A 20,331-nucleotide genomic window follows, 5' to 3' on the forward strand; every position below is an offset into this window, starting at 1 on the left:
TGGGGCGGGGTGGTTCTTTCCCTTTTGGTGTTTCCCTAGTGGGGGGTTTTTTTGTTGGGGTGGGGGGGGGGGGGGGGGGGGGGGGGGGGGGGGCCCCCCCGCCGCTCTCGCCGGGTCCGTCACTCCTGTTCCAGAGAGAGGGCGAAGACATGCGCCCGTGCCGTCCCGGCGGGAGCGGTCAGGGTGAGCGCGGTCAGCCGCCTCGCCGGGTCGAGGGCGGTCACCTGGTGGAAGATGGCGGCCTTGGTGTCCAGCGGACCGGCGGGAGTGTGGATCTGACCGGTCGCCACGGCCGTCGTCTCCTCGTACGCCGGGCCGGAGGCCAGCCAGTTCGTCAGCCCGACGGTGACGGTCGCGGTCGTCCCGTCGGCGTAGTGGGCCACCGCGGGGACGGTCACATTGCCGGTGTCCCCCGCGCCCAGCACATGCAGCCGCGTGTAGCCGCCCGGCGGGACGGCGATCTCCTGGCCGGCGGCGACGACGTTGTTGGCGGAGCCCTCGCTGCCGTTGGTGAAGGAGAAGGTGATCCCGTCGTCCACCGTCCGCCCCGTCTGCGGCAGTTGGGCCATGGGGTAGGTGCGCCCGGCGCCGTCGAAGTCACCGTCCTCGTAGTACATCTCCGTGGTGATGGCGTCGTTGTCGAAGTGCGGGACCAGGTCGACCTGGGTGACCGTGCCCGCGTCCGGCAGGGCGGGCAGCCCCCAGGGCTCCGCGGGCCCGTTCGCCCGCACGGGGGCGATCCGGAAGTCGGGCCGGGAGCCCGCCGGGTGGATCACCGCCTCCTGGTCACGGCCGAGTTCGAGCTCCACCACCCCGTCACCGAGGTCGCGCCACCGCGGCGCCGGGCCGCCGACCCCGGAGACGGTGAGCCGCCCGGTCAGCGTGTGCCGCACCCGGCACGGCTCACCGGCCAGGCTGCGCACCCGTACCCAGCGGGTGGCACCTCCCCTGCGGACCGCGCTGACCAGGAACGCGCCCTGGGTACGGAAGTCGTGGAGCGTCACGTCCCGCCACTCCGCCGGCACCCCGGGGAAGATCCTGATCAGGTCGCCCCAGCTCTGGCAGAGCATGTCGTGCAGGGTCTGCGCGCCGGACAGCGGTGTCTCGACGACCGGACCGGCCTCGTAATACATGGTGTTGGGCTGCACGAACCGCGCGACCAGCTCGCGCAGATATGTCAGCGCCTCGTCACCGCGGCCCATCTGGGTGCAGATCGAGGCGGCGCCGGTGAAGCTGTAGCCGCGCAGGGCGCCCTCGAAGCTGATCCAGTGGTCGAGCGAACGCTCGATCAGATCGCGGTTCTCCGGCTGTTCCCAGTTGACGAGGTACAGCGGGTAGACGGCGAGCAGGTGCGAGTAGTGGCGGTGGGACTTGGCGAAGGGCACCCCCGCGCCGATCATGAAGCCGTTGGCGTCCACTGGCGGGTCCACCAGCCGCTCCAGCACCTCCCGCCACTTCGGCTCCAGGGTGTCCTGGACGCCGAGCAGCCGGACCGTCTCCAGCAGGGTGGCGCAGCTCCAGCGCAGCAGCGCCAGGTCGTAGTTGCAGTCGGGGGCGCTGCCGTACTCCGGGGAGAAGGTCTTGGGCAGGTGCAGTCTGCCGTCCGCCTGCTCGTGGAGGAAGTGCAGGTAGTAGTTGGTGGAGCGGCGCAGCAGCGGGTAGAGGACGTCCTCCAGCACGCCCCGGTCCATGGTGTGCCGGTAGGTGAGCCACACGTTGTGGAGGGTCCAGGGCAGGTCGCCGATCTCGGGGTCGGGGGCGCCGACCCCCGGTATTCCGACCGGGCCCGCGTCGTCGCACTGGGCATCGGTGCTGCGGCGCAGTCCGGCGGAGTCGTGCCGGTACTCGGGTTCGAGGGCGCCGATGAGGATGTCCGTGTTCTCGGCGAGGGTGCGGGGGATCGCGTCGAGTTCGAGGTGGTTGGAGCCGTGGACGGGCCAGTATTCGAGCTGGACGTTGAGGTTCCACCACACGGAGGGCCACGGGGTCGGTTCGAGCCAGGGCCCGGTGGTCGCCATGACGGGGGCGTGCTCGCGGGCGCCGCAGGCCAGTTTGTAGAGCTGGATCCAGTAGAAGCTCTGGAGCATCGGGTCGGGGACGGACAGGAAGCTCTTGCGGTAGAAGCGGTGCCACCAGTCGCGGTGGGTACGCAGCAGACTGGAGACGGGCAGGGCGGAGGCCTTGCGTACGGTGGAGAGGGCGCGGCCCTCGGCGTCGGTGCCGGGATAGGAGTGGGCGACGGCGAGGTGGTAGACGCGCTGCCCGGCCTGGGTGCTCTCGCGGTACGCGGTGGCCGTCTGCCCGCCGGCGACGAGCGGCTGGACGACGAGGCCGATCCCGCCGGACTCGCGGGTGACGGGGGCGGGGTTGGGGGCGAAGCCGGCGGGCGGGGGTTCGCGGACGATGCGGGGGCTGACGGCGGGCGAGGGGCGGAACTCCCAGCGGAAGCCCTTCTCCCCCGCGCTCGCGTCGACGGTGACGAGCAGCATGGTGCGGTCGTTGTGGACGAGGGCGCGCAGTGCGAGGCGGCCCGCGTCGGTGGTGACGGTGCCGCTGATCTCGGCGTTCCACAGGTCGAGCCGCAGGTCGACGGCGGTGATCTCGCCGACCGGGTGGAGCAGGAGGTTGCCGACGGGGAGCCGGGCCACGCCCCATTCGTTGCCGAAGTCGGGCCGGTGGTCCTGGACTTCACTGTGGTGCACGGTGAACCGCAGGGCGTTCAGGCCCGGTTCCTGGTAGACGATCGAGCCGAGCAGGCCGTTGCCGAGGAAGGGGCCCTCGTACCAGGTGCGCGGCACGCGTTTCCAGTGGAGGTCCTGATCGGCGAGGAAGGACTGCCATGCGCGGTCGGTGCGCATGCCCGTGAGGGAGACCGGTGGGGCGGCGCCCGGCGGTCGTGCGGCGGCGGGTTCGGCGAACGGGACGCCCACGGCGGCTCCGGCGGCGGCGCCCGACGCCACCTTTCCGAGGAACCCGCGTCTGCTGACTCTCATCGTCCATGTCCTGTCTGCTCGTCTCGGTGAACTCAGTTCTGATCCGGTGAAGCGCGGATTGATCCGATGAATAGGCTGGACAGGAGCGTAAAAAATCGTCAATCTTGCGTCAACACCCCTGACATATCCGATGACTTGATGCAGGGCATTGGCGCACGACATGGCGAGCCGACTTCACCGGGAGGCACGATGCGCTTCGCACGATCCACCGTCACACGAGCCCTGACGGGGGCGGCCTGTCTGGCCGCGTTACTCGTCCCGGGGTCGCCAGGGGCCGCCTCGCAGGAGCGGGACGACTCGGCGGGAGGGACCCGTTCCTGGCGGCTCGAAGCGCCCGGCGGCGGCCAGGACCAGATCGGGGCCGACCTGGCGCTCACCGCCTCGGGCGGGCTGACGCTGACGGCCCGGCACGGCCGTACGACCGTCCTGCGCCCCTCCGCGCTGGGCATCCGCACGGCGGAGACCGACTTCACGGGCGGGCTGCGCTACGAGAGCCGGCGCGACCGGCGGGTCCATGAGACGTACACGACGACCACCGGCAGCCGCACCCGGCACACCGTGGACGCCACCGAGTCCGTCTTCACCTTCACCAAGCGCGGCCGCGAACTCCGCGTCACCCTGCGGATCTCCGCCGACGGGGTGGCCTACCGCTACGCCCTGCCCGGCAGCGGCACGGTCACCGTGCTCGGCGAGGCCTCGGAGTACGCCGTCCCCGGCACCGCCGACGCCTATCTGCTGCCGTACGACAACGGCCGCCAGGACTACGAGTCGGCGCACCTGCGCAGCACGGTCGCCGCGGCGAAGCCCGCCGACTACGGCTACCCGTCACTCTTCCGGGTGGGGAGCAGCTGGCTGCTGATCGGCGAGGCCGGTCTCGACAGCTCCTACGGCGGCTCCCGGCTGACCCTCGGCGCCGGTGAGGACCGCTTCCGGCTCACCCTCCCCGATCCGGCGGAGGTGAGCACGGCCCCCTTCGCCACACCGTGGCGCACGATGGTCATCGGCGACCTCGCCACCGTCACCGAGAGCGATCTGACCACGGACCTCGCCGCGCCCTCGAAGGTCGCCGACACCTCGTGGATCAAGCCAGGCCGGGCCGCCTGGTCCTGGTGGTCCGACGGCAGCAGCCCGGGCAGCCTCGACAAGCAGAAGGAGTTCGTGGACTTCGCCGCCCGCGAGGGGTGGGAGTACGTCCTCGTCGACTCGGGCTGGAGCAACGACTGGATGCCCGAACTGACCGCCTACGCGAAGGAAAAGGGCGTCGGCATCTGGCTCTGGGTGCGCTGGCAGACCATCGACGCGCAGAGCGAACTCGACCGGCTGCTCCCGCTCTGGAAGTCCTGGGGCGTCGTGGGCATGAAGATCGACTTCATGGAGTCGGACGGCCAGGACCGCATGCGCTGGTACGACGCGGTCTACCGGGCGACGGCGGAGAACCGGCTGATGCTCAACTTCCACGGCGGCACCATCCCGCGCGGCCAGCAGCGGACCTGGCCCCAGCTGATGAGCGTCGAGGCCGTCAAGGGCGCCGAGGGCACCCGGCCCAAGCCCGGCCGCCAGCCCTTCCCCACCGAGCACTACACCACCCTGCCGTTCACCCGTAACCTCATCGGCCCGATGGACTTCACCCCCGTCACCTTCACCGGGGTGCGCCCCACCAGCGACGCCGCCGAACTGGCGCTGTCGGTGGTGTACGAGTCCGGGGTGCAGCACTTCGCCGACAGCGTGGAGTCGTACGAGGAGAAGCCCCTCGCCCGGCGCTTCCTGCGCGGCGTGCCCACCGTCTGGGACGACACCCGGCTCGTCGACGGCGCCCCCGGGGACCGGGCGGTCCTGGCCCGCGCGGCGGGCGGCGAGTGGTTCATGGGCGCGATCACCTCCGGCGGGGCACGCTCCCTGGACGAGCCCCTGCGCTTCCTGGGCCCGGGGAACTGGCTCGTCGACCTCTACACCGACGCGCCCGGCGGCGGCCTCGCGGTGGAGACCCGCAAGGTGACCGCCGGCTCCCGGCTGACGGTCGACGTACCCAAGAACGGCGGCTTCGCCGCCCGGATCTGCCGCGCCGAGGCGGGGCGCGCGGACTGCGGTTCGTAAGGCCGGTACCGGAATTCGGACTGATGGCTGCCGTGGGGGGGTGCATGCCCCCCACGGCAGCCTCCGGGTCACTCGAAGAACTTCAGGCCGAAGCCGGTGTTGCTCTTGTCACCGGGGACATTGGCGCGGGTGTAGGTGCTGTTCCCCCACCACACCGCCCGGCCGATCATCCAGTCCCGGTTGGACCAGCTGTAGGGCGTGCCCTTGGGAACCGCGTGGTACATGATCGGGAACGTGTTCCCGGACGGCGGGCTGTTCGCGATGTCACCGTTGACCAGCGCGAAGGTGTGGCTGCCGGGGCCGTCGACGAAGAGGGTGGGGTCCCAGCCCGTCATCATGGTGTCGCGGTGGGAGCCGAACTGGCAGCCGTTGGACTTGTACCAGTCCCATACGTAGGTGGGGTCACCGCCGGCGCGCAGCCGCAGGTCGGCGATGCAGTACCGGTCGCTCCAGGAGCCGTTGGCCGAATAGGCGATGTGCAGCTGGCCGTTGGGGTCCTTGATCGGTATGGGGGCCTCGTTGATGTACGGGTTGCCGACCACCCGCTCCCAGCTCTCCCGGGGCTGGGAGATGATGTGGCGGGAGCCGGTCGGGGTGGTGGGGTCGCTCATCCTGGCGATGTAGAGGTTCTGCTCCACATTGGTGTCGCCGGACCAGCCGGACCAGACGAACCACAGCTGGTTGCCGAAGGTGAAGGCGCTGCCGTCGATCGCCCATTTGTCGTTCGGGAGCGCCAGTTTCCGCTCGGCCCCGTAGCCGCTGTCCGGCGAGTCGGAGCTGATCACGTACATCCGGTGGTCGGCGCTCCGCCCGGCCGTGAAGTACACGTAGTAACGGCCGTTGATCCTGGTGATCTTGGGGGCCCAGATCTCGCCCATCCCCGGGTCGAGCCAGATCTGCTTCGGGGGCACGTCCACGAAACCGGCCAGGGTCGCGGAGGCACGGACGGAGATGCCGCCGCCGGTCACCTTCGCCGCGTAGTACGTGCCGCCCACCCGGATGATGCTCGGGTCGGCGCCGTGGAGCGAGGGTGTGGCGGCGGCGAGGCCGAAGTCGGAGCCCGTCGCCGACGACGCGGCCGAGGGCGGCGCGCCGCCGTCACCGACGCCACCGCCACCGCCGGCGCCACCGACGCCGATGGTCGCGGGTATCGCCGTGGCCAGCAGGACGCAGGTCATCAGGAGAGCCCTGCGGAGCGATCTCGATAACGCGTTCGCCTTGGTCATATTCCCACCTGACAGTTGTGGATCGACACGGTCGACGAAGGTGCTCCGGGATTCCGCCCTACCACCGGCAGCGGGTCAACGGTCCTCCGTACCTCCGCGTATGTCCAGCGACTTGAGCCGGGACGGGACCGCCGCGTCGCGGACGATCCCGAGCCGCTGGGTGGCCCGGGTCAGGGCCACGTAGAGGTCGTTGACGCCGCGCGGCGAGCCGTCCAGGACGGCCTCCGGGTCGACGACGATCACCGTGTCGAACTCCAGGCCCTTCGCCTGGCGCGGGTCGAGGAGGACCACCGGGCGGGTGAGATCCGGGGTCACCCCCCAGGAGGCGTCCGGGAGTTCGGCCGCCAGCGCGGGCAGCAGCGCGGCCGGAGCGATGACCGCCAGACGCCCCTCGCCCGGCCGGCCGGTGGCCAGCCCGGCCGCCGTACGGGCCAGCTCGGCGCGGTCCACGGCGCGTACGACCGGGCCCTCGCCCGTCGACCGTACGGACCTGGGCGGCTCGAAGAGCGGGTCCGTCAGCCGCCGGACCTCGGCCGCGACCTCCATGATCTCGGTGGGCGTACGGTAGTTGACGCCGAGCTTCGTCAGCTCCCAGCGCTGCTGGACGTACGGCTCCAGGATCTGGCCCCAGGAGTCGCACCCCGCCGCGTCGCCCGTCTGGGCCGGGTCGCCGACCAGGGTCATGGAGCGGCTCGGGCAGCGGCGCATCAGCAGCCGCCAGGCCATCGCGGAGAGTTCCTGCGCCTCGTCCACCACGATGTGGCCGAAGGCCCAGGTGCGGTCGGCCGCGGCCCGCTCGGCGGCGCTGCGAGTGTCGGCCTCCTCGTGGCGGTCCGCGAACCGCTCGGCGTCGATGATGTCGTGCGCGGCCAGGACCTCCGACTCGTCGTCGCCCCGGTCCTCGAACTCCTGGGTACGGGAGCCGTACGACAGCTCCAGTACGCCCTGCGCGTAGGCGACGCGCTCCTGGCGCTCCCGCGCGGCGGCGGCGCGGGCCGCCGTGTCGTCCTCGCCGAGGAGTTCGGCCGCCTCGTCGAGCAGCGGCACATCGGCGGGGGTCCAGTCGACCCGCGCGTCGGCGCCGGTCCTGGGGCGCGGGCGGCGTACGGCGGCGGCGTCCCGCGAGTCGAGCCGCACGGGCGCCGCGAGGACGTCCGCGACGAACTGCTCCGGCGTCAGGCTCGGCCAGAGCGCGTCGATCGCGGCCTGGACATCACGGCTGGCGGCGATCTCCTTGCCGAGCTGGGCGATGTCCGCCGGGTCGAGGAGGTTGTCACCGCCGAGCGGATCGGCGCCGATCCGCTCCGCGAGCTGGGCCGTCAGCGCGTCGATGATCCGGAAGGCGAAGGCCGGCCGGGCCAGGTTGTGCGGCAGGCCGGTGTCCCGGGCGCGCTGCCTGGCCTCGTACGCCGTGTCCCGGTCGAGCGGCAGCGTGCCGTACTCCTCGTGCGGGATCTCCAGCACCGGGTCCGGCAGGGTCTGCCGGTCGCGCAGCTCCTCGGCCAGGACCCGCGCCATCGCGGCCCGGCCCTTGACCTCGGCCGCCTCCGGGGTGTCCGTACCGGTGGCGCGTACGCCGGGGAACAGCTCCCCGGTCGTCGCCAGCAGCACCCCGGTCTCGCCGAGCGAGGGCAGCACCTCGCCGATGTACCCGAGGAAGGCCGGGTTCGGGCCGACGATCAGCACGGCGCGCCGGGCGAGCTGCTCGCGGTGCGCGTAGAGGAGGTACGCGGCACGGTGCAGCGCGACGGCGGTCTTGCCGGTGCCGGGACCGCCCTCCACCACGAGGACGCCGCGGTGCGGGGCGCGGATGACGCGGTCCTGCTCGGCCTGGATGGTCTGGACGATGTCGCTCATCCGGCCGGTCCGCGCGGAGTTGAGCGCGGAGAGGAGCACGGCGTCGCCGTCCGGGTCCTCGTACCCGGTGCGGGTGGTGTCGTTGAGATCCATGATCTCGTCGTGGAGCGCGGTGACCGTGCGCCCCTGGGTGGTGATGTGGCGCCGGCGGCGCAGCCCCATCGGGGTGTGTCCGGTGGCGAGATAGAAGGGGCGCGCCACGGGAGCCCGCCAGTCGATCAGCAGCGGCGTCCGCTCGTCGTCGTCACGGCGCATTCCAATGCGTCCGATGTGGTGGGTCACGGTGGACGCGTCGGGGGAATTCCCGGCCGCGCTGGACCCGGCGAAGGTCTCGTCGCGCAGATCGGTCCGATCGCGGAGATCGGCCTCGTCACGGAGATCGGCCTCGCCGTGGAGGTCGATCCGGCCGAAGCACAGACCGGACTCGACCGCATTCAGGGTGGACAGCCGGCCGGAGTGCTCCGCGACGCGTACGTCCCGCTCGACCCTGGCCTGCCGTACGGTGCTGACCTGGCCGATCGACGCGTCCATGGCCGACTCGGCCTGCTCCCTCAGGCCGTCGAGCCGGTCGTAGAGGAGGGAGACGAATTGCTGCTCGTTCCGCAATTCCTCGGATGATTCGTCGGTTGACAATTCAGCCCCCGTTCGATACGGTGATTCTTGTGAATGTGAATTGATTCCTGTCTCCCGTTCACGCGCAAGACACGGAAACAATCAATATACCCAGACTCGCACCCCGGCCGTCAATTCGGTTCCGGGGTATTTTTGTGCGCGCACTCCGGGCCGGTCGGAGCGCCCTGACGGACGACCGGCGCCGCCTGACGGATCACCGGCGCCGCGTGCGGTTACATCTCTCGAAGCGGATGATCCACCCCTCTTTTTCCCGGTCCCGCGATCCCTTCGAGAGGCGGCCCCGTGTCCACCAGAGCCCCCGGACCGCTCCCGCCCCGGCGCCGCGGGGAGCCTCTCCAGCGGCTGCTGTTCGGCGGTGTGTACGGGACGGTGCTGGCCAGCGTGCTGGTGGCGGCCCTGGGCCACGACACCGGGCCGACGAGTCCCGGGTACGACGCGGTGTGGGTGCTGCTGGCGGCGCTCGCCTCGGCGGCGGCGCACGGTTACGCGCACGCCATCGCGCACCGGGCGCCCGACGGGACCACGGTCACCGTCGGCACCGCGCGCTCGGTGCTGACCGAGTGGCCGCTGGTGGCCGCCGTGGTCCCGACGGTGGCCCTCCTGCTCGGCGCGTACGCCGGGTGGTGGAGCGAGGGCACCGCGATCGATGTGGCGCTGCTCCTCAACACGGCCGCCCTCTTCGGGTGGGGGCTGTGGGGAGCGCGGGCGGCGGGGCGCGGATGGGCGTCGTCCTGCCGGGCCGGCGGGGTGGACATGCTGCTCGGCTTCCTCATCGTGGGCGCGAACGTACTGATCAAGTAGCGCGCCGCGCCTCCGCGTTCCCACGCCCGCCCTCCGGACGTGTCGCGTCCGCTCCCCCTCAGAGCCCGATCCGTACGGGACCGTTCCGGGGGTCGATGCCGCGCAGCAGGCTCCACGGCACCCGGAACACCCGCCCCGGTGCCGCGGGCCAGGGCACCAGCCGCTGGTTGAGGACGCGGGAGCCCTGCCGGACCGTCACCCGCGGCGCCCGCACCAGCCGGTCCGTCCAGAGCAGCAGACGGCCGCGCGGCGGCGCCGGGTCGCCGACCCGCAGCAGTCCGGGCGCCACCCAGCGGAACGGCTCGTCGGCGACGATCGGCACGGTGACCGCGGCCGGCACGAGCCCGTCCAGCCAGAGCCGTACCTGCCGGGCGACATGACGCCCGTCGAGCGCGGCGATGTCGGCGGTGTCGACCGCGTGCAGCAGGTTCCCGGCGGCGAACACCCCCGGGCGGCTGGTCCGCAGCGCGGTGTCCACCAGCGGCCCCTTCGTCCCCGGGTCGAGGTCGAGCCCGGCGGAACGGGCGAGTTCGTGGTCGGGGATCCAGTCACCGGTGAGGATCAGGGTGTCGCAGGCGACGGTACGGCGTCGGCCGGTGGCGGTCTCCTCGATCTCGACCGCCCGCAGCCTGCCGTGCCCGATGATCCGGGTGACCCGGGTGCCGGTCGCCACCGGCACCCCCAGCAGCGCCCGTCCCGGCAGGTGGAACGCCGCGTACGAGTCGGGTGTCGGGTACGTGGTGGTCATCAGCTCCGTACGGCAGCCCGCCTCGCGCAGCGTGAGCACGGCGGACCAGCTCACCGGCTCCGCGCCGACGACGACGGCCCGCCGGCCGACCTCGCGGTGCTGCAGGTGCACGAGGTTCTGGAGCTGCCCCGTGGTGTACACACCGGCGGGCCGGTCCCCGGGGATGAGCCGCGCCGAGCGGGGCCGCTCCCGGGCGCCGGTGGCGAGGACGACCGCGCGCGCGTCGACCCGTACCCGCCCCTGAGGCGTGGTCACGTCGAGCGAGCGGTCCCCCGCCCAGCCCGTGACGGTGGCCTCGGTACGGATCTCCGCGCCGGCCAGCTGGGCGCGGCCGACGAGCGTACGGGCGTACGCGGGGCCGGTGAGGCACCGCTTGAGGTCACGGATGCCGTAACCGGTGTGGTCGCTGTGGCGGGGGATGCCGCCGGCGGACGGTTCACGGTCCAGGACGAGTACGCCGCCGTGGAGGTGCGGGGCGAGACCGGCGGCGGCGGTGAGCCCGGCCGGGCCCGCGCCGACGACGACGACGTCGGGGGTGAGCACCTCGGGCGCCACCGGCGAGGCCGTGAGCGCGTCGGCCGCGTGTGATGCGTGGGGCGTACCGGACGTACCGGAGGAACCGGAAGCCCCGGCGCCGGGAAGGGACATGGTCATGCGGATGTCTCCTGGTCCTGCGTCGGCCTCGGGGTGCCGCGCTCGGCGAGCAGGGCTTCCGTGCGCGCCCCGCAGTAGAAGCCCTGACAGCGCCCGTTCATCACGCGGGTGCGGCGCCGCAGCCCGTCGAGTCCGGCGGGCGGCAGCGGGGAGAGGAAGGCGTCCCTGATCTCGCCCTCGGTCACCCGCTCGCAGAAGCACACGACGCGTCCGTACGCGCTGTCCTTGGCGATGAGCGCGGCGTCCTGGTACGGCCGGGTGAACGCCTCGCCCAGGTTGGGCATCGCGGGCGGCCCCGGCAGGTCGGCGCGCGGCTCCAGGGCGAGACCTGCCTCGGCGAGGACCCCCCGTACGTACTCCGCGATGGCGAGCGACGCCGTGAGGCCGGTGGAGCGGATCCCGCCGACCAGCAGATAGCGCTGCCCGGGATCGGGCTCGATCAGGTAGTCGCCGTGGTCGGCGGCGGCGCGCAGCCCCGCGTACGAGGCGGTCACCTCCTCCTCCAGGAGCGTGGGCATCAGCCGGGCGCCCTTGTCGAGGAGGAACGCGAAGCCGGCCTCGGAGGTGCCGGTGTCGGTGCGGTCGGTCAGGTCCTCGGCGGTCGGGCCGAGCATGACGTTGCCGTAGATGGTGGGGCTGATCAGCACGCCCTTGCCGGCCTTGCTGGGCACCGGCAGCACGATGCGGTCGGCGAGCGGGCGGGCCTGCTTGTCGTAGACGAGGAGTTCGCCGCGGCGCGGGGTGACGGTGAACCGGCGGTGGCCGAAGAGCCCGTCCAGGACATCGGCGCCGAGACCCGCCGCGTTGACCACCCAGCGGGCGGTGACGGGGCCGCGGGAGGTCAGCAGCGTGGTCGTCGGGTCCGTACCGCCGTGCGCGTCGCCAACGGCGCGTACGGCCGGGTCCCGCCGTACGGACTCCACCCGGTGGCCGAGGAGCACCCGGGCGCCGCGTGCCTGGGCGTCGGTGGCGAGCGCGAGGGTGGTCGTCCACGTGCAGATGATCGACTCGTCGGGGACGGTGAGGCCGCCCAGCGCGCCGGGGCCGAGCGCCGGGACCTGGCGGTAGACCTCCTCGGCGGTGACGGGTTCGCAGTGCTCGTAACCGTTGGCGACGGCCTTCTCGCGCAGCCCCGGGAGGGCGTCCAGTTCCTCCCGCGTCCAGGCGACGAGGAGCGCGCCGGTGCGTTCGACGGGGATGCCGGTGGCCCCGGCGTAAGCGGAGAGCAGGGTGTAGCCGCGCCGGACCAGACGGGATTCGAGGGTGCCGGGCTTGGCGTCGAACCCCGTGTGCAGGATGGCGGTGTTGGCCTTGCTGGTGCCGTCGCCGACGTCGTCGCGGGCGTCGAGCAGCGCGACGGAGAGGGCGTGGCCCGCCAGTTCGCGGGCGATGGCGGAGCCCACGACGCCGGCGCCGATGACGGCGACGTCGTAGACGGTTTCGGCCGGTGGTCTGCTGTCGTCGGTCATACGGTTCCTCCTGCGGGCCGCGGCGGCGCTGTCGCGTCCACCGCCGCCAGCCAGCGGGCGCGGAAGTCCTGCGCCCGGTCCTCGGACCAGCGGGGTTCGTAGGTGGTGCCGGGGGTCCACTCCGGTACCGCCTGTTCAAGGGTGAGTTCGGGCTCGACCGCCAGCCGCGCCATCGCCGCCGCGCCGAGCGCCGTGGCGTGCGGCGACGAGTAGACGTCGACCGGCATCCGGGCGAGGTCCGCCTGCGCCTGCATCAGTGTGGCGCACCGGGTGAGTCCGCCGTCCGCGCGCAGCCGGGTCAGCGGGGCGCCCAGGTCGGCGGCGACCAGCCCGGCCACCTCCGCGACCTGGGCGGCGATGCCCTGGAGCACGGCGGTGACGAGGTGTTCCCGCCGGGTCGAGAGTGTCATACCGGTGAGCGACGCCGTGGCATCGGGGCGCCACCAGGGCGCGGCGAGCCCGGCGAGGGCCGGTACGCACAGGACGCCCGCCGCGTCGTCCGCCGCCACCTGGTCGAGATCGGCCGCGTCGGCGACGAAGCCCAGGTCCTGGAGCCAGCGCACCGCGGAGGCGGCGGTGTAGACCTGCCCGTCCACGCAGTACGGGGTCCCGCCGCGGGCCCGCCACGCCACGGACGAGGTGAGTCCGGAGGCGGAGCGGAGCGCGGTCCCGCCGGTGTGGGCGAGGAGGAAGGCGCCGGTGCCGTACGTGCACTTGGCGGTGCCCGGGGTGAGGCAGCCCTCGGCGAAGAGCGCGGCCTGCTGGTCGACGATCAGCCCGGCCAGCGGCAGCCGCTGCCCGCCGAACGCGTCGGTCGTGCCGACGATCTCGTCGCAGGCGGCGATACGGGGCAGTTCCTCCCCGTCGAGCCCGAACAGCGCGGTCAGCTCCGGGTCCCAGTCGACGGCGTCGATACCGAGCAGCAGCGAGCGGCTCGCGGTCGACGCGTCGGTGACGAAGGCCCCGGTGAGCTGGTGCACCAGCCAGGTGTCGGTGGTGGTGACCACCCCGTCGCGGGTGACGTTCTCGCGCAGCCAGGTCATCTTGGGCGCGGAGAAGTACGGGTCCAGGACCAGCCCCGTACGCCGCGCCACCCACTCCCTGGCGTCGGCACGCTCCGCGCAGAGCGCCTCCGACCTGCGGTCCTGCCAGACGACGGCCGGCGAGAGGGGCCGGCCGGTGCGCCGGTCCCAGGCGAGGACCGTCTCGCCCTGGTTGGCGAGGGCGACGGCCCGCAGGGGGCGGCCCCCGGCCTGGTCGACGGCGCGCCGGCCGGCTTCCAGGACGGAGGCCAGCAACTGCTCGGGGTCCTGCTCCACGCCGCCACCGGGCAGGTGGACGGGGGTGACGGGCACCTCGGCGACGGCGACGACACCCTCCGCCGGGTCGACGACGAGGGCCTTGGTCCCCGACGTCCCCTGATCGATGGCGAGCACGGTCACAGCGAGTCGGCCTCCGTGGCGGGCTTCGCGTCGCCCTCCGCGGGCAGTTCGTCGCCGATCAGGCCCTCGCCGTCGAGGCTGGGCTGCTGCACCAGCTTCTCGCGGCGGGTGAACCAGACGGACGCGAAGAGCAGGCCGCCGACGACCAGGGTGGCCAGCGCGTACTGCTGGGCGCCGCGGAAGTCGGACGGGATCATGAAGATGCAGAGTTCCAGCACGAGCCAGATCACCGCGCCCGCCACGACGGGCTTCTCCCACCTGCCGAGCTGGAAGTCGTCGGGGCCCGGGGTGTACGTGCGGCGGGTGAGGATGAAGAGCGTGACCGTCCCCGCGTACAGGATGGCGGGCATCAGCGTGCCCGCGCCGAGGAGTTGCGGCAGCGCGTCGGCGTTGCCGGAGAAGACCGCGACGATGGCGACGGACGCGAGGGCGACCGTCAGCGTGGCCCAGGTCGGGCCGCCGGTGGGGCGCGGCACCTGGCTGAGCGTCTCGGAGAACGGCAGCCGTCCGTCCCGGGCCATGGAGTGCACGAGGCGGCTGTTGCTCACCATGATGACCAGGCCGCAGGCGAAGATGGCGATGCAGACGACGACCAGCATGGCGGTGGCCACGGCGCTGCCGACGGTCGACTCGATGATGGAGGCGACGGGCGCCGAGTCGGCGGTGAGCGCGGCGACGTCGTCACCGACGCCCGCGGTGATCACGATGAGGAAGAGCATGCCGATGCCGCCGCTGAGCAGGATGGCGCGGACCATGGCCTGCGGGACGACCTTCTTCGGGTTGTGCGTCTCCTCCGCGAGGTTGGCCGCGGACTCCCAGCCGACGAGGGTGAAGGCGCCGAGCAGCGCGGAGAGCATGAAGGGGCCGAGGAAGCCGTAGTAGCCGTCCGCCGGGATCGTGCCGTACGAGCCGAGGTTGCTCCAGTCGCCCTTGCCGAAGAAGAGGACGGCGCCCGCGATCAGCACGGTCAGGCCGACCATGGCGATCACCTCGGCGCCCACCGCCATGTTGTTGACCTTGGTGGTGATGGGCGTGGACCAGATGATCAGCGACATCTGGAGGAGCAGCACGATCACGGTGCCGATGGCGCCGCCGGTCGCGGTGTACGTGATGTCGAGCAGCGGGAAGAGCGCGACCTGGGTGAGCCCGTAGTCGACGGCGACGACGACGATCGCGAGGAACGCGAACGACACCCAGCCGAACCACCAGCCCAGCACGGGCGAGGCGAGCCGGCTGGCCCACTGGTAGCTGTAGCCGGAGATCGGGATACGGCTGGCGAGCATCCCGTACACGAGGGCGACGAGGACCGTGCCGAGGGTGACCAGCGGCCAGGTCCAGATACCGGCGGGGCCGGCCGAGCCCAACACGGTGCCGTAGGTGGTGAAGAGGCCGGTGGTGATGGAGATGAAGGAGAAGGCGACGGCGAACGACTCGAAGCGGCTGAGCGTACGGGCGAACTGCGGCTTGTAGCCGGTGGCGTGGCCCGTATCCGGGCCGGTATCCGGTCCCGGGGTGGTCTCTTTTCCGTCATTTCTTGTGGATGTGCCAGGGGCGGACGGGGAAACCGCCGCGTTTTCCGCCGGTGTGGAAGACTGGGGCACGATCGACTCCTTTGCGTTGATAGGTAGGGATTTCGGTCATGGCCGGATGACGTAGCCGCGTCATCCGGCCACCTATTCGTTTCCGCTGTCCCGCGTTTCCGCCGTCGCAGGGCGCGAGGCGTTCGGTGTCCCGCCCTACGCGACGACGACCACACCGCCCGAGCGTTCCATCCCCGACTCCAGCGTCGAGGAGGGGCGGGCGTCCGTGATCAGGCCGTCGACGTCCTCAAGACCGCAGACACGGTGCGGCGCGACGCGGCCGAACTTGCTGGAGTCCGCGAGGATGTACGAGCGGACGGTGTTGGCGAGCATCAGCCGCCGTGTGGCCACCTCGTCGAGGTGGAAGTCGGTCAGACCGGCCGACGCGTCCACCCCGCCGGAGCCGAGGAACGCCACATCGGCGCGGAGGTCCGCGAAGAACGCCAGCGCCTGCGCGTTCGAGCAGGCGAGGTCGCCGGACCGCAGACGGCCGCCGCTGACCAGGACCTCGACATGCGGGCGGCCCGCCAGTTCGGCGGCGACCAGCAGCGAACAGGTGGCGACGGTGCCACGGTGATCGGCGGGGAGCGCGCGGGCGACCTCCACCGCCGTCGTGCCGATGTCGATCACCACGGTCTGGCCCGGACGCACCAGCGCCGCCGCGGCGGCGCCGATGGCGGCCTTGGCCTGCCGGTCCATCCCGGACCGCTCGTCGAACGGCGCTTCCTCGCCGAACCCGCCCGCGGTATTGGTCGCCCCGCCGTGCACCCGCACCAGCAGGCCCCGGCGTTCGAGGGTGACCAGGTCCCGCCGGACGGTCTCCTGGGAGACGTCCAGCATGCGGGAGAAGTCCTCCGTGGAGACGATCCGCTGTGCGCGCAACGCCTCACAGATACGGCGATGCCGCTCAGCGGGCAGCACGGCGGATGCCCGTTTCTGTGGATTGCTGACCGTTCATGAGGAGGAGTGTGGAGGCTCACATCGGGGCACGTCAAGGGCCGTTCCGCCCAACTGGAGCCTCGTAACCATCACTTAATCAGGCGGCCGCCCAACACGCCCGAACCCGCCGGGGGAACGCGTCCGGCGGACCGCATAAGACGCACAAGGGGCCGACGGCACAATACCGTCGACCCCGCCCGAAGTCCCGCCCGAATGCGGCCCGATTCCCGCCCGATTCCCGCCCGGTTCCTGCCCGAGGTGCTGCCCCCGTACCGGGCTTCAGAGCAGCGCGTCCGCGATCTCCTCCAGCAGCCCGCGCGGCTCGTAGTACCGCAGGGCCCGAGTGGTCGTCCCGGCCCGCTTCGCCAGCTCACCGATGCGCAGGTGGTCGACGGTAATCCTTGACGTCGACGTCAAGGCAAAGCCCGGGGGTGAAGGACCCCGAACCATTGACGATCCGCCGGTGTCCCGTTACAAGACGTACTGAGAGCACACTGAGAGCGCTCTCAGTCCGCTCTCGGCCTGCCCTCGATCCCCTCTCGCGATCTTTCCCCGGCACCATCCGCACCGGAGGTGTTCCCTTGAGAACGAGCCGTACGAACCCCCTCAGACGCGGGCGCCGCACACCCGTCCTCGCCGCACTCGTCGCCCTCACCCTCGCCCTCGCGGGCTTCGTCGGCGTCACCGGCGCCGGCACCGCGCAGGGCGCCATCCCGCCCGCTCCCGGCTGGAACCTCCAGTGGAACGACGACTTCGACGGCGCCGCCGGCGCCCCGCCCGCCGCCGCCAACTGGCAGATCGACACCGGCCACAGCTACCCCGGCGGCCCCGCCAACTGGGGCACCGGCGAAGTCCAGAACTACACCGCGAACTCCGGCAACCTCGGCCTCGACGGCAACGGCAACCTCCGCATCACCCCCCTCCGGGACGGCGCGGGCAACTGGACCTCCGCCCGGATCGAAACGCGGCGCGCCGACTTCAAGGCTCCGGCGGGCGGCACGCTCCGCATGGAGGGCCGCATCCAGATGCCGAACGTCACGGGCAACGCCGCGCTCGGCTACTGGCCCGCGTTCTGGGCGCTCGGCTCCCCGTACCGGGGCAACTACTGGAACTGGCCGGGCACCGGCGAGTTCGACATCATGGAGAACGTCAACGGCCTCAACTCGGTCTGGGGCGTGCTGCACTGCGGGGTGAACCCCGGCGGCCCCTGCAACGAGACGACCGGCCTCGGCGCCAACCGGGCCTGCCCCGGGTCGAGCTGCCAGTCCGCGTTCCACACCTACCGCTTCGAGTGGGACCGCTCGGTCACCCCGAACCAGCTGCGCTGGTACGTGGACGACCAGCTCTTCCACACCGTGAGCCAGAACCAGATGGACGCCGCGACCTGGTCCAACATGACCGACCACGCCGGGTACTTCATCCTCCTCAACGTGGCGATCGGCGGCGCCTTCCCCAACGCGCTCGGCGGCCAGACACCGACCGCCGCGACCGTCCCCGGCCACCCGATGCTCGTCGACTACGTGGCCGTCTGGACCCGGGGCGGCGGCACCACGCCCCCGCCCACCGACCCGCCGTCGGGCTCCGCCACGCTGTACGCGCGGACGGGCGGCGGCCTGGGCGACTCCACCGGCTCCGCCGCGACGGCCACGATCGCCTCGGCGGGCGGCGCCAACCACGACGGCACGGTGTCCGATCCGCAGGTCTTCACCTCCGGCGCCATCACCCGGGCGTACAACGGCGGCGCCACCCAGTTCGACCTCTTCGTGGACGCGGGCACATCGGTCGCCAACGGCCAGCAGGTCCGGGTGAGTTACGACCGTACGGGCGACGGCACCTGGGACCGCACCGAGACGTACCAGTACTTCGCCACCGACCCCGTCGCGGGCTACGAGCACTACACCCAGGCGAGAGGGCTCAAGTCGGCCACCGGAAGCCACGGCGACCTCGTCAACGGCAAGGTCCGCGTCGAGGTCTGGAACGCCATCGGCAACGGAGCGAGCACGCTCGGCATCGGCAACCAGTCGGTGGTACGGATCCCGTTCGGCTGAGCCCGGGGCGCGTACGCCGAGGCGGTGAGCTGCCCCCTGTACAGCTCACTCCCCCGGCGTCCGCCGCCCCTCCGCCCCGGCAGGCTGCCGGCGCATGACAACGAGGATGCCCGGCCGCAGCCCGTCCGTGTTCGCATTCCGTGCACGGTTCTTTGACACTGCGTCTACCGGCGTCCTCACCTCAGGACGCCGCCGGGTACACCTGTGTGACCTTGCCCTTGCTGTCCGCCTCCAGCCGCCCGCCGCCGTACGCGTTCGACAGGTAGAGCGTCAGACCGGCGGAGGAGCCGAGGAGCGAGTTCGGCGGCCTGACCAGGAGATAGCGCGAGGTCGGCTGCTCCACGTTCAGGTCCTTCTCCGCCCGCTTCAGCAGCGCGGGGATCGCGTCCCAGTCGAACGCGTCCATGCTGAACGGCAGTTGGCCGAGCATGAGCGTCCCACTGGCCGGGCCCTTGGTCACGCCCTCGCCCGCGCGGTACGCGTACATGTCGTACCGCTTGTCGCTGCCCTTGACCATGCCCTGCACGGTGATGAAGTCCGGATACGCGGAGAAGCTGGCGGCCTGATCGGTACCCATCTCCGCCTTGAGCGCCTTGACCGCCGTACGGACACCGGCCGTGGTCAGCAGGTCCTCCGCCGGAGCGGGCGCGTCCGCCGACCGCGAGGCCCCGGGCTCCCCGGACGAGCCGGGCGCGTTCCACCACGCGGTGACGTCGCCGATGCCGGGCAGCAGCGTCCAGAGCAGCACGCCCGCGAGCGCCGTCCCGAGGACCGAGGCACCGACCGCGACCCGCCGCCCCGCCCGCGCCCGCCCACCGCCGGGGCCCGGCTCCGGCCCTTTCCCCAGCTCCGGCTCCGGCTCCGGCGGAACGGCGTCCTGGGGCGTGGTCCGGGGCGGGCTCAGGTGGTACGACGTGGTGGCCGACACCCCGGACCCGACTCCCCCGGGGGCCGGATCCGGAGCGGGGGCCGGGGCCGCCGTCCCGCCCGCCACGGCGGCGAGCATGCCGTCCACGGTCTCCGCGTCCGGCCGCTCGGCCGGATCCCGTACGAGCACGGCGTTGAGCACGCCGGTCAGCGGCCCGGCCTTGGCGGGCGGGGGCAGGGGCTCGCTGAGTACGGCGGCGAGCGTGGCGAGCGTCGAGCCTCTCCGCAGCGGATGCCGGCCCTCCACGGCCACGTACAGCATCATCGCCAGCGACCACAGGTCGGAGCCGGGCCCGCCGTCGTCCCCGCTGATCCGCTCGGGGGCCATGTAGTCGGGGGTGCCGATGATGGACCCGGTCGGGGTCAGCACGGTCGCCTCACGGATGGCGGCGATACCGAAGTCGGTGAGGACGGGGCGCCCGTCCGGCCGCAGCAGTACGTTCGGGGGCTTCACGTCCCGGTGCTGGATGCCCGCACCGTGCGCCGCCCGCAGCGCGGCCAGCACCTCCCGCCCCAGCCCGGCCGCCTCGACGGGGTCCATCGGCCCCCGGGCCAGCCGATCGTGCAGCGTCCCGCCGGTCACCAGCTCCATCACGAGCCACGGGTAGGGGTGTTCGGCACCGTCCACGACATGGTGGATGGTCACGACGTTGGGATGGTCGACCCGCGCCAGGGCACGGGCCTCCCGCAACACCCGGGCCCGCAGCAGCCGCGCGGCCTCCGGGTCGTACTCGGCGAGATCCGGATCGAGCGGCCGCACCTCCTTCAGCGCGACGGCCCGGTCCAGCACCAGATCCCGCGCCCGCCACACCGTCCCCATCCCGCCCCCACCGAGCCGCGCCTCCAGCTCGAACCGCCCGTCGATGACCCGTCTGCCGCTCACCCCGTCGCTCATGGCGGGGAGCATACGAGACGCGGGG

At 72.3% G+C, this 20,331-nt stretch carries 12 protein-coding genes and 1 pseudogene; 3 read left to right on the plus strand and 10 right to left on the minus strand.

From position 1 onward, the window contains the following. Positions 1-119: 119 nt before the first annotated feature. Complete coding sequence (locus ACFTZC_RS20360; protein WP_382891575.1) at positions 120-2,993, minus strand: twin-arginine translocation signal domain-containing protein; 2,874 nt, start codon at positions 2,991-2,993, stop codon at positions 120-122. A 189-nt stretch (positions 2,994-3,182) separates the two neighbouring features. Here ACFTZC_RS20360 and ACFTZC_RS20365 point away from each other — a divergent pair, with 189 nt between their 5' ends. Next, on the plus strand, positions 3,183-5,087 hold the full coding sequence (locus tag ACFTZC_RS20365) for a glycoside hydrolase family 97 catalytic domain-containing protein (protein ID WP_382891576.1): 1,905 nt from the start codon (positions 3,183-3,185) through the stop codon (positions 5,085-5,087). Positions 5,088-5,155: 68 nt separating this feature from the next. Here the strand turns inward: ACFTZC_RS20365 and ACFTZC_RS20370 are convergent, their stop codons facing one another. Next, a complete protein-coding gene (locus ACFTZC_RS20370) occupies positions 5,156-6,313 on the minus strand; it encodes a glycoside hydrolase family 43 protein (protein WP_382891578.1) in 1,158 nt (385 codons plus the stop codon). A gap of 75 nt (positions 6,314-6,388) precedes the next feature. After that, positions 6,389-8,776 carry a HelD family protein gene (locus ACFTZC_RS20375; RefSeq protein WP_382891580.1) on the minus strand — a complete coding sequence of 796 codons (2,388 nt, stop codon included), beginning with the start codon at positions 8,774-8,776 and terminating at the stop codon, positions 6,389-6,391. A gap of 309 nt (positions 8,777-9,085) precedes the next feature. On the opposite strand from ACFTZC_RS20375, the gene ACFTZC_RS20380 reads away from it, so the two are divergent. Further along, positions 9,086-9,604 (plus strand): hypothetical protein, encoded by a 519-nt coding sequence (locus ACFTZC_RS20380; protein WP_382891583.1) that lies wholly within the window; start codon positions 9,086-9,088, stop codon positions 9,602-9,604. 58 nt (positions 9,605-9,662) lie between these two features. Here the strand turns inward: ACFTZC_RS20380 and ACFTZC_RS20385 are convergent, their stop codons facing one another. The 6 genes and pseudogenes from ACFTZC_RS20385 to ACFTZC_RS20410 form a co-directional block, all read right to left on the minus strand. After that, positions 9,663-11,006 carry an NAD(P)/FAD-dependent oxidoreductase gene (locus ACFTZC_RS20385; RefSeq protein ID WP_382891585.1) on the minus strand — a complete coding sequence of 448 codons (1,344 nt, stop codon included), beginning with the start codon at positions 11,004-11,006 and terminating at the stop codon, positions 9,663-9,665. Next, positions 11,003-12,475 carry an NAD(P)/FAD-dependent oxidoreductase gene (locus ACFTZC_RS20390; RefSeq protein ID WP_382891587.1) on the minus strand — a complete coding sequence of 491 codons (1,473 nt, stop codon included), beginning with the start codon at positions 12,473-12,475 and terminating at the stop codon, positions 11,003-11,005. The genes ACFTZC_RS20385 and ACFTZC_RS20390 overlap by 4 nt, the downstream gene beginning before the upstream one ends. Then, a complete protein-coding gene (locus ACFTZC_RS20395) occupies positions 12,472-13,911 on the minus strand; it encodes an FGGY family carbohydrate kinase (RefSeq protein WP_382891643.1) in 1,440 nt (479 codons plus the stop codon). The genes ACFTZC_RS20390 and ACFTZC_RS20395 overlap by 4 nt, the downstream gene beginning before the upstream one ends. 2 nt (positions 13,912-13,913) lie before the next feature. Then, positions 13,914-15,518, minus strand: coding sequence for an amino acid permease (locus ACFTZC_RS20400; RefSeq protein WP_382891589.1), 1,605 nt, complete (start codon positions 15,516-15,518; stop codon positions 13,914-13,916). 135 nt (positions 15,519-15,653) lie between these two features. Then, entirely contained in the window at positions 15,654-16,418 is a 765-nt protein-coding gene (locus ACFTZC_RS20405; protein WP_382891592.1) for a DeoR/GlpR family DNA-binding transcription regulator, read from the minus strand. A gap of 324 nt (positions 16,419-16,742) precedes the next feature. Beyond that, positions 16,743-16,820: pseudogene (locus ACFTZC_RS20410) on the minus strand (MerR family DNA-binding transcriptional regulator); the annotation flags it as partial. A 197-nt stretch (positions 16,821-17,017) separates the two neighbouring features. Between ACFTZC_RS20410 and ACFTZC_RS20415 the strand changes: the two are divergent. After that, entirely contained in the window at positions 17,018-18,484 is a 1,467-nt protein-coding gene (locus ACFTZC_RS20415; RefSeq protein WP_382891594.1) for a glycoside hydrolase family 16 protein, read from the plus strand. Positions 18,485-18,665: 181 nt separating this feature from the next. Here ACFTZC_RS20415 and ACFTZC_RS20420 read toward each other — a convergent pair whose 3' ends face one another. Further along, complete coding sequence (locus ACFTZC_RS20420; RefSeq protein WP_382891597.1) at positions 18,666-20,306, minus strand: serine/threonine-protein kinase; 1,641 nt, start codon at positions 20,304-20,306, stop codon at positions 18,666-18,668. Positions 20,307-20,331: the final 25 nt, after the last annotated feature.

Source organism: Streptomyces sp. NPDC056987 (assembly GCF_042673865.1).
In the GTDB taxonomy this organism is placed as follows: Bacteria; Actinomycetota; Actinomycetes; order Streptomycetales; family Streptomycetaceae; genus Streptomyces.

Excerpts from the sequence above, each read along its gene's own strand:
- ACFTZC_RS20385 (WP_382891585.1), bottom strand. The coding sequence starts at position 11,006 with ATGACCATGTCCCTTCCCGGCGCCGGGGCTTCCGGTTCCTCCGGTACG.
- ACFTZC_RS20420 (WP_382891597.1), bottom strand. The coding sequence starts at position 20,306 with ATGAGCGACGGGGTGAGCGGCAGACGGGTCATCGACGGGCGGTTCGAG.
- ACFTZC_RS20390 (WP_382891587.1), bottom strand. The coding sequence starts at position 12,475 with ATGACCGACGACAGCAGACCACCGGCCGAAACCGTCTACGACGTCGCC.
- ACFTZC_RS20370 (WP_382891578.1), bottom strand. The coding sequence starts at position 6,313 with ATGACCAAGGCGAACGCGTTATCGAGATCGCTCCGCAGGGCTCTCCTG.
- ACFTZC_RS20365 (WP_382891576.1), top strand. The coding sequence starts at position 3,183 with ATGCGCTTCGCACGATCCACCGTCACACGAGCCCTGACGGGGGCGGCC.
- ACFTZC_RS20360 (WP_382891575.1), bottom strand. The coding sequence starts at position 2,993 with ATGAGAGTCAGCAGACGCGGGTTCCTCGGAAAGGTGGCGTCGGGCGCC.